Raw genomic sequence first — 12,516 nt, forward strand, 5'->3', positions numbered from 1 at the left:
TGGCTGACGAATTTAAAGGCGGTGAAATCAAAGATAACGACCGTATTGAATATTACCACGAGCATTTAAATGCCCTGCATAACGCAACAGAGCAAGGCGTAAAAGTAGATGGTTACTTTGCGTGGAGCCTAATGGATAACTTTGAATGGGCAGAAGGATATTTAAAGCGCTTTGGAATAGTACACGTAGACTACGACACACAAAAACGAACTGTTAAAGCCAGCGGTAAAGCGTACAGTAACCTAATAACTAGCCGATAATTTATCGGCTTATAACAATAAGAACACACACTGTGAACAAACTCCCTTTATACGAAAAAGTCGGTTACGCCATGGGCGATGCCGGTGCTAACTTAGTATGGCGCGGTGCGCTTGCTTATTTAGCGGTGTTTTACACCGATACATTTGGCATATCGGCAGNCTGCCATGTTATTTTTGGTGGTAAGGCTATCTGATGGCGTAACCGATATTATTATGGGTATGATTGCCGACAGAACGCAGTCGCGCTTTGGTAAATTTCGCCCGTGGATACTCTATTCGGCACCGTTTTTGGGCTTGTTTATGGTGTTGTGTTTTACTACACCCGACTTTAGCACCACAAACAAACTTATTTATGCTTACGTAACTTACATTGGTTTAACGCTTGCTTACACCGTAAGTAACGTGCCCTACTCGGCACTTATGGGCGTAATGACACCAGACGATACAGAACGCACAAAGCTCTCTGGTTTTAGGTTTGCAGGTGCGTTTACTGGTGGCTTATTGGTTATGGGTTTTTTACCTGAGCTAGTGGCATTTTTTGGTGGCGGCGACAACGCCAAAGGCTATCAGCTTACTATGTACTTATTTGCCAGCTTACTTATTATTTTAATGATTATAACGTTTGCGACCACCAAAGAGCGTGTAACACCGCATGCCTCAAATGAAGGGAATTTAAAATCAGAGTTGTTTGATTTAACCAAAAGCCTGCCATTTATAATCCTACCTTTGCTTGCTACCACCCTGTTTTTTTATTACCGCGATTTATACAGCGGTGTATTTTTTACCCTTGTTATGGCTGCAATGACATTCGTTATTAAAAAATTGCTCAGTAAAGATAAACAAAGCTTAACGGGTTCACAGCGCGACATGGTTGATCTTCTGACCAACAAACCTTGGTTGGTGTTACTCGGCATTGGTTTTTTAACCATGATGTTTAATGGCATTAAATACGGTGTAATTGCGTACTACTTTAAGTACCACGTAGCTAATGAACTCATGGCTGGGCAATACTTTATTGCTTTGTTGGTTGTATCTATATTTGGCGCACTTGCCACAGGTAAACTGGCCGAAATTATGGGTAAACGAAACCTATTTATAGCATCATTAATGCTAAGCGGGTTACTCACTACTGCATTTTACTGGGTACCTAGTGATAACCTTATTGCTGTATTTACCTTTGGTTGCGCTGCTGAATTTTTTGCCGCGATGATGCCAACATTATTTTTTAGTATGCTTGGTGATTCAGCCGATTATTCAGAGTGGAAAAACAAACGCCGCGCTACAGGCCTTATTTATTCTGCGGGTACATTTGTGCAAAAAACCGGTGGTGGTTTTGCAGGTGCATTAGTATTAGTGGTACTTGCAGGCTACGGCTATAACGGTATGGATGAGCTAACAATTACACAAGCCCTACCTGGTATGCAGCTACTTATGAGCTGGATACCCNCCCGCCGCATTTGCTTTTTTAGGCGCCGCATTGATGCTTATTTATCCGCTAACCTCAGCGATGACGCAAAAAATAACAGAAGACTTAGCAATTAGACGCAGTAATGTGTAAATTAACTTTTAATGACCCTTCGCACTTTATATTTTTTATAAAGTGCGAGTAAAAATACATATAAGCTAGGACATCAATGGCGACAATTTATCAAGTATCAGAAATGGCAGGTGTGTCTTTATCAACTGTTTCAAGGGTACTTAACGACAACGACTACGTAAGCAAAAAAACTAAAAAAAAGGTATTAGAAGCAATGAAAGAGCTAGGCTATCAGCCAAGTTCTATTGCTCGCTCTTTGGCGTCTAGCACTACAAACAGCGTCGGTATTTTAGTTTCTGAGTTGGATGGTCCGTTTTTTGGTCAAATGATGTCAGCCATTGAAGAGCACCTTCGTATTGCGGGTAAACACGTGATTATTACCCCTGGACACAGTGACGAGAAAAAAGAAAAAAGCGGCTTTGAATTTTTAATAGGCCGTAATTGCGACGCTATTATTGCCCACGTAGAAGCGGTATCAAACGAGTACCTAATTGAGTTAAGTAAAGGCAAAACCCCTATTTACTTAATGAGCCGCTACGTTAAAGAAATTGAAGAAAACTGCATTAGCCTCGACAACGTAATGGGCGGCTACTTAGCCACTAAAGCCATGATCAACAAAGGTCATAAAAACATTGCGTACATAGCAGGCCCGCAGTTTAAAGAAGACGCGTCAAACCGTTTAAAAGGTCACAAACAAGCCCTAGCAGAGTACAACCTAACCTTTGACGAAAACCTATTTTACATAGGCGACTTTAAAGAAACCGGCGGCAGCGACGGATTAAGGCATTTTATTCAAAATAAAGCGCAAATAACTGCCCTTGTATGTGCCAATGACGAAATGGCATCGGGTGCTATGAAATACGCCCGCGAACACGGTTTTAACCTACCAAAAGATTTAGCCATTATTGGGTTCGATAACGTAATTTTCACCAATTACCTCTACCCAACACTGACTACAATAGATAACCCAGTTCCCGAAATGGGCCGAGCTGCGGCTAACTTAGTACTTAAAGACATTTATAAAAAAAGCGGCATAACAGTAAAGCACGTGTTTCAGCCAAAGCTTATTTTAAGGGACTCAACACCGGATATTAATTAACTTTAAACCTAATTTAAATCTAAGTTAAATCTAAGTTATGTAACTCATTACGTACCCAATGCGTATCTAAATATTGCTCTACGTATTGCTCTACGTATTGCTCTACGTATTGCTCTACGTGCTGCTGCGAAAACTTTAAAAAGTGACGTGCAGCATGCGATATGTGCCTATCTGCTTGCATTACAAAAAACTCTATTCAGACATAAATGCTCACAAATATAAAACAATATCTACATAAAAACACTACAATAAAAAGCATAATAGATCCGATAATTTACCAAAAAGATCGTTTTAAATTTATTTATATTATTTAATAAAATATCACTTTACTTATTTTTAATTTGGCTCTAAATTCGCGCAAATTTTATTATTAAAGTAACCTCTCAAACTTTAAAACAGTGGTTATTTACCTTGATGAGTCGATAAACACACATGGCCGAATCAGCCGCCACAAGCACCTCTAATAACCCTTTAGCACCCGTTATCGGGCTGTCATTTTTTGCTATCGCATCCGGCTTTTTAATGAGCCTTATTCCGCTGTCGTTACCTGCATTTAAACTTGATGAAAACCTAGCGCCTTGGCTTGCGAGCATTTTTTACTTTGGCTTACTTATTGGCGCCACCACAATAGAGCGCATTGTGGTAAAAATGGGTCATCGCTTCGCCTTTATATTATTTTTAAGCTTATTAATAGTAAGTGTGCTTGCACAACTTGCGCTACCAAATACCGTTAACTGGTTAATTGCACGATTTGTAGCAGGTGTTGCTGTTGCCGGTGTGTTTGTCGTTGTTGAGTCTTGGTTGTTAATGACCAACACAGCAAAGTCGCGGGCTAAACGTTTGGGTTTATACATGACCTCACTTTATGGGGGCAGCGCCGTAGGTCAACTTGCTATAGGGCCGCTTGGCACCGAAGGTTCCACGCCTTATTTATTTGTAGCCTCATTATTATTTTTAGCTATTTTGGCGCCTTTATTAATAACTAAAGGTCAGCCCGAAAAACAGCACCTTGAAAAACTACCACTAAAAGAAATAAAAACATTAAGCCACCCAGCTATGCTCGGATGCTTAGCATCGGGCTTATTACTGGGCCCTATTTACGGCTTAATGCCGGTGTATATTTCAGCACAAGCTGATCAAGCTCAGTACACAGGGACACTTATGGCGGTTATTATTTTAGGCGGCATGGTCGTGCAGCCGCTTGTGAGTTACTTATCTACTCGGCTTGAAAAAAGCTTATTGATGGGTATGTTTTGTTTAGTAGGCGCAGCCGGTGCTGTGGGTATACTACAAGCAAACACTTTAGCAGGATTAATAGTAAGCTACTTAATACTAGGCGCATGCAGCTTTGCACTTTACCCTATTGCTATAACACTTGCGTGCGACTCATTGCCAATGGCAAAAATAGTATCGGCAACTGAGGTAATGCTTTTGAGTTACAGTATTGGTTCGGTATTTGGCCCTATGCTGGCTGCAAATTTATCTGATGCACCCAATGGTATTGTGTTTTATTTAGCAGGCTGTTTAATCACTACCTGTATTTATATGTTTATTAAAAGCATTAAAAATATTCGCGCGGGTAAAACCCCAGTTGCAGGCTAATTTTTAACTTAAATACACGCTTGCTTATTAACGGATTTTAGCTGTTAAACACCTTGTTTTAACAGCTAAAACTATTATTTAGCAGTGAGTCTTTTATGTGGGCTCAAAAAAAACATCTTTTTCCACCCTTGGTTTTGCGTTGTAAAAAGCCACGGCATAGGCACTAACGATAAAATAGAATAATGCACATGAGGCTGTTTTCCTGCGGCATTTCCGGTATCGCCCAGTAAGCCAATTTGACTGTTTATGCTTACTACATCACCTGTACTTACCGAGTAGTCATTTAAATGTGCAAAATAATGCACGCGCCATTTAGGCCCAAGCACCGCAACCACTTTACCACCTCGGCTTAACTCACCTGCAAATATAACAACACCATTTGTTGAGGCAACTACAGGAGTGTTCTTTATGCCAAAAATATCAATTCCTTTGTGCACACCCGACCTACCCCAAGGCTCGTACCAAAACGTGTTATGGTTCCAATCTTTACTTGTGGCACCTTGTACCGGAATCATTATTTTTTCGGGAATTAGTAAGCCTATAATTAGTAAAGTAGCTATTCCAATTGAAATCCACTTAAGTACTTTCACTTTTCTATCCTTGATATTTAAATAACTTATACTGGTAAATTATTAGCCATAATAACTGAACTCATCATGAGTCGTATTTATGGTTTTATTTATGAAGTTTTATTTGAATGAAATACCCGACTAACATGTACTAAGCTGATCAATTTCAAAACAGGTTTTATAAGTAATTGAGCACTGCCCGCTATAAACAACCATGTGCCACTTTCTATTAGTGAGTCATTTAAAAAGAAAAAACTGCCAATTAAAAACCACACAGCAATCAAAAAATCGTTAAACGCTCCCAGCGCTTCATATCGCCGCTGAATGGTAATATGCTCTTGTCCTAAATCTAAAATAAACTGATTACTGGGGTCCATAAGTACTGCTCACTCTTTTATTTCATAATTTAAAAAGCTTGTTTTCATACGCTAAGCCGCACCATACAATAACAAAATTTACGCAATAAAAAACGCTGGCCAATGCGAATCAGCCAACGTTTTTATTGTTTGTGCAATACTTAACTAATCGTTTATTTTTTCTCTTTTTCTAAACGCTTTTTAAGGCTTAATGCAGCATCGGCGGCTAATAAACGCATAAATTCAGAGCCATTACTTTGCTCGCCTTGGCCTGCGCCTATTACAATTTCAGGCACTAAACGGCTATTACCTAGGCTTGTAAATAAAGCGGTTTGAATTTTAACTTCTGCTTTTAGCGTTTCATCAAATACATACTTTGGATCAAGTGCAGCAGACTTAGCTCTTAAACGAGCCTCAGCTAAAACGTCCATACCTAATGCTTCTAAACGTTGTTGCTTTAGAATCTCTTCTTGCTCTTTCGCAAGCTCCGCTTTTACAGCCACTCGTTGCTGCGCAGAAATAATGGCATTTGCCTTAATTCGTTCAGCATCAATTTGCTCTTTTATTTTTAGCTTTTCAGATTCAGCACGTTGCTTAGCAATTGCTTGTTCACCTAAAGCCACTTCAGTACGCGCTTGTTGCTCTGCTTTTTTAAGGTTTTGACGCGCTAGCGCTTCATCAGCAGCAGCCTGCTTTTGGGCTTCAAGGCGAGCATTTACTTTGCTTTCGTAGTCAATATCAATAATGCTGGCATCAACTACTGTAATACCGTAAGCGCCTAAAATGGGTGCGTTACGCAGTGTATTACCCTCATCATCCATTTTAATATTAATAGTGACACGTTGCTGTTTACTTAAATTACCTAAGTCGTCAGATTTATCGCGCTCACCTGTACTAATAATTTGCTCAGTAACAAAAATACCGTTGGTTAATTGATCTGCAAAATCTTGGCTTAATTGACCATTACCACCAGAGTAATGTTGCTCTACCGACATCATTCGCGCCGACGCTTTTACATTTTCGGTGGTTGCACGCATTAATAAATTAGATATTAATGTTTCTTGTGAACCAAACTCTTCGTGTATTTTAAGTAAACCACGTAGAGCACCCGACTCTGCTGCTGGTACATTGCCTGGTAATCTAAAACGAGAGACACCTCGTGCGCCACCTGTTGTGGTATCTAAAAATCGAATTGGTATTAGCGGTACAATTGCGCTTGCTGTTGCACCGGCATCGCCCGTAAAGTTAATCGAAATTACTTTTTTATAAGCAGATGTACTACCAAACGCTTTTAAGTAAGGGCCGGCTTGATTTATTACGGTTAAGTTACCTGTAAAAGCCGATTGATGTACTAAACGCTCATCTGCTTCATTCCACGAAACAACTTGCGATGTAAGGGTTGCTATCACTACCAATACAACAACAATTGATGACACTATAATTACATTACGACGACCAAATCGACTCATAAATGAGTCACTTTTTACTGCTGGGACTGCTTTTTCGCTATCCATTTTTATTACTCTCCATGTTTAATTTCTTTTTAACAAAGTAAATAATTTCCTGTTCACTCAAATGTGCGCAAAAGCTACCAGAGCGATGTAACTCAACAAATGTTGCAAGGATTTCTTCTTTACCTTTAGCTGTTTTATCTTGGTTTTCTTGTGTTTGATTTTTTTCTGTTAGTTGAGTGATTAGTTCATCAACTATCGTGTCTTTATCAAACAGTACGTTGTATTCCTTGGATTTTCTTACCCGACTTTTATGTACGTTGCTGTAAATTACATAAAGTGCAACGCATAAAATAATAACAAGTAAACTTAACCCTATAATATAAAAAATCATAAGCTCTACTTAAATTAGTTTAAATACTTAACGAGCAATAACAATTGTAAGCATCACTTAACAAATGTTAACCCGGTAATTTTACAGTAAACCCGAGTAAAAAACAGATTAAAAATAAAGTTCATCAGGTATACAGTTATAACCGCACATAAAAGTAAGCTTTTTCAAACAAAAAATGCCAGTCAGTTATTAACTGACTGGCACTAAGCTAATATTCATTAAAGTGCTTTTTACATTATTCGCATGGCCCCCAATCAACACCGTTTTCACCGCATTCATGCAGCATTGTTCCATCTTCTCGGCGAGTCTCTCTAAACCATTGCCCTTCAATTGTTTTTATAATACGTACGTTGTCTGTGGTTTTGTATTTACGCCAAAAGCTAGCATCAATAGATGTTTCGTCATCAAACTTATAAGGCATAGCAGCGAGTACGGTAACTAAATCTTGAGTGTCTAAATCAGCAGCTTTGTCTTTAACATTTACCCAATCAGATAATGTTTGAAAGTCGGCATTTTCCTCTCTAAAGGCAAAGTCAGTTTGGTAAAACGATCCTGACTCAGTATAGCTAATGCTAAAACCTCGCTCGAACGGTGTATCTAAATTAGAACTAACGCATTCATCCGCTGTTGGAAAGTTAACCGATGGGCTAGTATTAGTAACGCCATAAAGCACATTGCTTTGCTCAAAACTAACGTTCTCAATGCTAGAGCATCGGTAAGTACGATCGGCGTTAATGTAAACATCGTCTCTAACTGTTAATTTTCCATTTAACGATTCTTCGCCCCAAGGCGTATCTATTGAATCCAATCGAGACAAAATAACGTCAATTTTGTCGAGTTCGTCTGTATTTTGAAGCTTTACTTGCTCATAAATAAGTTCAGCGCCTGCAAAAATAACTTTGTCGCGGTACCATGCATTTTCAAACCCATACTCTGCATCTTTTGCTTTACCACAAACGATAAAAACAAACCTAATAAGTGAATAAATCTAACCTATAGACTTTAGTCTAACACCTGTAAAAATACTTAGTAATTACAATTAGTTAAAATCCATGAAAACAACTAAACAATATATATAAAAATACAGTTTTTTATTTTTTAATAGCAAAATACAAAGTTAATAAACACGAAAAAGCCGATGTTGGGGTTTAATCCAACATCGGCTTTTTTACTCTCGCTATTTTATATTATGCTTTAGTAAGCACTTTATAAAAGACCTTATAGAGATAATTCTTCTTTAGCGCGAGTTAAGTTGTGCGATACCATTGAGCTGTTAGACAATTTTGATGCTTCGTATAAATCAGCAAGTGCAGCTGTATCGTTATGCGCTTTTAAACGTGCAACACCACGGTTGCTTAATGCGAATGACGTAAGTTGGCGTACTTTAAATTTAGGGCCATCTGCGTCTTTTAAAAGTGCGATTGCTTTAGTACAAATTTCTTCCGCTTGCGCATAATTTTTTGACTTAACATTCAGTGCGCAGCTATTAAATGATTGCTCAAGTGGCTGTGGCGCTGTTGCAGTTTCAATAACCATTAATTTGTAATCACTTGCATCAGCTACTGCAGCAGCTGAACATGTTAATAGTGAGCTAAGAGCGATAGTTTTGATAAGTGTTTTCATGGTCATATTCCTGATTAGTTAAGCCGTGCTTGTTGCCGACAACTGAACTTTAGAGAATTAACACAAACCCGACAAACGATTAAAACAAACCTAATAAGTGAAGAAAATTAACCTATAGACCTTAGTCTAATACGTTTAAACTTTTTCTATATATTTAAATAGCTTACGCATCATCGTACGTGCCTAAAATCGCTACTTTACGTTTTAAAATGTATATAATTATTTATGCTTTTATTTAGTCGATTTTATTTTGAGCAACTTGCTTAAGCATAGCTGAGTAACATTCAAACAAATTTATACATTTAATTACATGCAATACTAAGTCATGTATTTATAATTGTAGCTCTGGTAACTTTTCATCATTAATGGGTTAACTTTTTTGAAACACACACTTCCTCTTTTTGTTTTATTAAGCACGCTTTTATCATTTAGCCAAAATGCACACGCAAGGCTTTTGCTCGGTAACAACATGCCTAACACCGGTATGTTTATAAAATCAGAATTTAATGGCGATAGCAGCATTACATCTGCGGGTGTAGAAATGATGGTTAAGCAAAATTACAGTAACTTTGGTGTTGTTTTTACAAGCGCAATTGGCGCGGCAGTAATCGATAATAAACAATGCGAGCAAGAAGAGTTTATAACTTGGGACAACGGAATGAAGCTTGGTTATTTCAATGACTTTTTTATATACGCCGAGCTTGGCTTAGATCTGTTCGAACTCGCCTTTAAAAACGATAGAGGCGATAACACCTACCAAATAGAAAAATCGAACAACGACATAGACGGCTACGCAGGTATAGGTGCGGGTTATCACTTTAAGCCATTTAAAATAGAAGTATTTACCCGAGCACGCCAAATAGATGGCGACTACTGGGAAGCACAAGAACATATTTACAGCGGTGTGCAGCTCAGCTTTACGTTTTAATTGCCCTTTTGTTTTATAAGAAAAATAAAAAGCGTGTGAAATGCAGCTATTTCACACGCTTTTTTAAAAATACATTTAACAGGTTTAGTCTAACCAATTTATATTTAACGGATAGTTTTGGCTACTTTACCAATACTCAAACCCTGGATTAAAATAGAAAAAACCACAACCGCATAAGTCAGAGCCAATAAAATATCGCGCTCGTTCCCATCAGGTAACTGCAATACCAGTGCAACCGAAATACCACCACGCAAGCCACCCCAGGTTAAAACTTTCCATGCGCCAGATGGCAACTCTAATTGCTTATTAAATGTAGTGGTTGTTATACCCACAACGATTAAACGTGCGAGTAACGCTATTAAAATTGTTAAGCCACCAGCAATAAACAAATTACTCGAAAATGCAATCATGACAACCTCAAGCCCTATGAGTACAAATAAAATGGCATTTAGAATTTCGTCAATCAACTCCCAAAACAAATCAACGTAATGGCGTGTTTTGTCGCTCATAGCCATACTACGACCATGATTGCCCACCATTAGCCCCATCATTACCATTGCAAGTGGGCCCGACAAATGCCAATGGCTAGCAAGTGCATAGCCACCAATAACGCCCGCTAAAGTAAGTAGTACTTCTTCTTGGTAACTATCAATACTTTTAAGTAAGTAATATAAAATACCACCTAATACCAAACCAAAAACAATACCGCCACCAGCTTCAACCGCCAGCGTGTGCGCTACATAATAAGTTGTAGGAATATCACCACTTGATAAAACACCCAATAAAAGCACAAAAATAACCACACCAATACCGTCGTTAAACAACGATTCACCCGCAATCACGGTTTCAATACTTTTAGGCGCACCAGCAGATTGTAAAATACCCATTACCGCAATCGGATCGGTTGGCGAAATTAATGCGCCAAACAGTAAACACCAAATAAACGCTAAATCAAAACCAAGCAAAGGAAGTACTAAATAAAGCGCGCCTGCAATAATAACCGTAGATAGCAACGTACCAACACAGGCCAAAATACCTATTGGCAATTTATAGCGCCTTAAATCGCTAACATTTACATGTAGCGCCCCAGCAAACAGCAGCATAGAGAGCATGCCATCAAGCAAAACTTCAGTAAAATCTAACTGATCGAGCAAGCTCACTTCGTAATCTATAAGATCATCAAACCCTAAAAAACCCAAAAATATAGCGCCGATAGACAAAAGCATCGAAATAACCATAACGCCAATGGTTGTTGGCAAGCCAATAAAGCGATGGTTTACATAGGTGAGTAACGCGGTAATTGATAAAAATATCGCACTTATTTCAAGTACGCTTAGGCTGGTTCCTGGTGCCATGGTTTAAATCTCAATATTTATTTAATGATGCCTTGCTCAAAATAAGCAAAGCAGAAGGGTTATTATTTTTATACGGTTATCTCGTATTATATTCGTGTAGCCTAAACAAGCATACCCAAAATATTAATTATAAATACACACCCTACTCAATTAACGTATTTAAAGTATTAACTCACATATTAAATAAAACAAAAAAGCCCATGTTAGGAATTAACCTAACATGGGCTTTTTTTACTCTCGCTATTTTATATCATACTTTTTTAAGTATTTTATAAAGCGCTTATCAAAGATAAGTCTTCTTTAGCGCGAGTTAAGTTATGCGATACCATTGCACTTTTAGACATTTCATTTGCTTCGTATAAATCTGCAAGGCCAGCAGTGTCGTTATTCGCTTTTAAACGTGCAACACCACGGTTGCTTAATGCAAACGATGTAAGTTGGCGTACTTTAAATTTAGGACCATCTGCGTCTTTTAAAAGCGCGATTGCTTTAGTACAAATTGCTTCAGCTTCAGCGTAATTTTTTGACTTAACATTCAGTGCGCAGCTATTAAATGATTGCTCAAGTTGCTGTGGCGCTGTTGCAGTTTCAATAACCATTAATTTGTAATCACTTTGATCAGCCATTGCAGCAGCTGAACATGTAAGTAGTGAGCTAAGAGCGATAGTTTTGATAAAAGTTTTCATGATTATTGTCCTGTTAAGTTAGCCGTGCTTGTTGCCGACAACTGAACTTTAGAGAATTAACACAAAACCTACAAACGATTAAAACAAACCTAATAAGTGAATAAATCTAACCTATAGACTTTAGTCTAATTTAAAATAAATTTTTAATAAACTTCGGCATATAATTTACTAAGTTAATATTCGAATGCATTTTTCTTCAATTATATCAAATACTATGTTTAATAAAGATATTTTACTATCGCGGTGAAATCATCGAGTAGGGTGAGGCTTATGCCTCATCCCTCTCACAGAACCGTACGTACGGACCTCGTATACGGCTCCTGTACCCTTCACATTTTATCAACTTATTTCCTAAACGCTGATAAAGCAAGCCATCCCGTATTCACTTTTTCTATTGGATATAAACCAAGCTCCTCAAACCATTGGTTTGGCATCGATACACAAGATAAAGGGCTTAGTGAGTTACGCCACGAGTTCATCTTTATGAACTTAAACGGTGGCTTTTTCCCTAACTGCTTTAGTCGTCGATGTAGCCTTGATGGCTTCTTCCACAACCTCAGCTGTATTGCCCTTAGTCTTCGTCTGATCCAACCTGCCAAGGCTTTTAGCTCTCGCTTACAATTGGCTATACTAAAATAATTTACAAAACCGCGCAC

The 12,516-nt window shown here is 38.2% G+C and carries 14 protein-coding genes and 1 pseudogene; 5 read left to right on the forward strand and 10 right to left on the reverse strand.

Features of this window, described 5'->3' with window-relative positions; genetic code table 11:
- From L655_RS0110385 to L655_RS0110395, 3 genes and pseudogenes are all read left to right on the forward strand, one after another.
- The coding region (locus L655_RS0110385) for a family 1 glycosylhydrolase (protein WP_024606815.1) at window positions 1–260 on the forward strand (260 nt) is incomplete at its 5' end.
- 32 nt (window positions 261–292) lie between these two features.
- Window positions 293–1,818: pseudogene (locus L655_RS01000000125450) on the forward strand (MFS transporter).
- Window positions 1,819–1,894: 76 nt separating this feature from the next.
- Complete coding sequence (locus L655_RS0110395; RefSeq protein WP_007583313.1) at window positions 1,895–2,896, forward strand: LacI family DNA-binding transcriptional regulator; 1,002 nt, start codon at window positions 1,895–1,897, stop codon at window positions 2,894–2,896.
- Between the two features lie 19 nt (window positions 2,897–2,915).
- Here L655_RS0110395 and L655_RS1000000127425 read toward each other — a convergent pair whose 3' ends face one another.
- The gene (locus L655_RS1000000127425; RefSeq protein WP_158000955.1) at window positions 2,916–3,077 is read right to left on the reverse strand and encodes a hypothetical protein; all 162 of its coding nucleotides are present in this window, start codon (window positions 3,075–3,077) and stop codon (window positions 2,916–2,918) included.
- Between the two features lie 251 nt (window positions 3,078–3,328).
- On the opposite strand from L655_RS1000000127425, the gene L655_RS0110405 reads away from it, so the two are divergent.
- Complete coding sequence (locus L655_RS0110405; protein WP_024604996.1) at window positions 3,329–4,498, forward strand: MFS transporter; 1,170 nt, start codon at window positions 3,329–3,331, stop codon at window positions 4,496–4,498.
- Between the two features lie 74 nt (window positions 4,499–4,572).
- Here the strand turns inward: L655_RS0110405 and L655_RS0110410 are convergent, their stop codons facing one another.
- The 6 genes from L655_RS0110410 to L655_RS0110435 form a co-directional block, all read right to left on the reverse strand.
- Window positions 4,573–5,088: a M23 family metallopeptidase gene (locus L655_RS0110410; RefSeq protein WP_024604997.1), complete on the reverse strand. Its 516-nt coding sequence runs from the start codon at window positions 5,086–5,088 to the stop codon at window positions 4,573–4,575.
- An 89-nt stretch (window positions 5,089–5,177) separates the two neighbouring features.
- Window positions 5,178–5,444 (reverse strand): YrhK family protein, encoded by a 267-nt coding sequence (locus L655_RS0110415; RefSeq protein ID WP_002961829.1) that lies wholly within the window; start codon window positions 5,442–5,444, stop codon window positions 5,178–5,180.
- 152 nt (window positions 5,445–5,596) lie between these two features.
- Window positions 5,597–6,937, reverse strand: coding sequence for an SPFH domain-containing protein (locus L655_RS0110420; protein ID WP_002961828.1), 1,341 nt, complete (start codon window positions 6,935–6,937; stop codon window positions 5,597–5,599).
- On the reverse strand, window positions 6,930–7,268 hold the full coding sequence (locus tag L655_RS0110425) for a hypothetical protein (protein ID WP_024595217.1): 339 nt from the start codon (window positions 7,266–7,268) through the stop codon (window positions 6,930–6,932). The genes L655_RS0110420 and L655_RS0110425 overlap by 8 nt, the downstream gene beginning before the upstream one ends.
- 235 nt (window positions 7,269–7,503) lie before the next feature.
- Window positions 7,504–8,085, reverse strand: coding sequence for a hypothetical protein (locus L655_RS0110430; protein WP_024604998.1), 582 nt, complete (start codon window positions 8,083–8,085; stop codon window positions 7,504–7,506).
- A 401-nt stretch (window positions 8,086–8,486) separates the two neighbouring features.
- A complete protein-coding gene (locus tag L655_RS0110435) occupies window positions 8,487–8,891 on the reverse strand; it encodes a hypothetical protein (protein ID WP_024604999.1) in 405 nt (134 codons plus the stop codon).
- Between the two features lie 379 nt (window positions 8,892–9,270).
- On the opposite strand from L655_RS0110435, the gene L655_RS0110440 reads away from it, so the two are divergent.
- A complete protein-coding gene (locus tag L655_RS0110440) occupies window positions 9,271–9,819 on the forward strand; it encodes a hypothetical protein (RefSeq protein WP_024605000.1) in 549 nt (182 codons plus the stop codon).
- 104 nt (window positions 9,820–9,923) lie between these two features.
- Here the strand turns inward: L655_RS0110440 and L655_RS0110445 are convergent, their stop codons facing one another.
- From L655_RS0110445 to L655_RS0110460, 3 genes are all read right to left on the reverse strand, one after another.
- Window positions 9,924–11,174, reverse strand: coding sequence for a sodium:proton antiporter (locus tag L655_RS0110445; RefSeq protein ID WP_024590868.1), 1,251 nt, complete (start codon window positions 11,172–11,174; stop codon window positions 9,924–9,926).
- 269 nt (window positions 11,175–11,443) lie between these two features.
- On the reverse strand, window positions 11,444–11,860 hold the full coding sequence (locus tag L655_RS0110455; protein ID WP_024605002.1) for a hypothetical protein: 417 nt from the start codon (window positions 11,858–11,860) through the stop codon (window positions 11,444–11,446).
- Between the two features lie 344 nt (window positions 11,861–12,204).
- On the reverse strand, window positions 12,205–12,516 hold a 312-nt coding region (locus tag L655_RS0110460), incomplete at its 5' end, for a group II intron maturase-specific domain-containing protein (RefSeq protein ID WP_024605253.1).

This window comes from Pseudoalteromonas sp. TAE79 (genome assembly GCF_000498015.1).
Lineage (GTDB): Bacteria > Pseudomonadota > Gammaproteobacteria > Enterobacterales > Alteromonadaceae > Pseudoalteromonas.

Coding starts and splice junctions, on each gene's coding strand:
- L655_RS0110395 (WP_007583313.1), top strand. CDS start 1,895: ATGGCGACAATTTATCAAGTATCAGAAATGGCAGGTGTGTCTTTATCA.
- L655_RS1000000127425 (WP_158000955.1), bottom strand. CDS start 3,077: ATGCAAGCAGATAGGCACATATCGCATGCTGCACGTCACTTTTTAAAG.
- L655_RS0110405 (WP_024604996.1), top strand. CDS start 3,329: ATGGCCGAATCAGCCGCCACAAGCACCTCTAATAACCCTTTAGCACCC.
- L655_RS0110415 (WP_002961829.1), bottom strand. CDS start 5,444: ATGGACCCCAGTAATCAGTTTATTTTAGATTTAGGACAAGAGCATATT.
- L655_RS0110420 (WP_002961828.1), bottom strand. CDS start 6,937: ATGGATAGCGAAAAAGCAGTCCCAGCAGTAAAAAGTGACTCATTTATG.
- L655_RS0110425 (WP_024595217.1), bottom strand. CDS start 7,268: ATGATTTTTTATATTATAGGGTTAAGTTTACTTGTTATTATTTTATGC.
- L655_RS0110435 (WP_024604999.1), bottom strand. CDS start 8,891: ATGAAAACACTTATCAAAACTATCGCTCTTAGCTCACTATTAACATGT.
- L655_RS0110445 (WP_024590868.1), bottom strand. CDS start 11,174: ATGGCACCAGGAACCAGCCTAAGCGTACTTGAAATAAGTGCGATATTT.
- L655_RS0110455 (WP_024605002.1), bottom strand. CDS start 11,860: ATGAAAACTTTTATCAAAACTATCGCTCTTAGCTCACTACTTACATGT.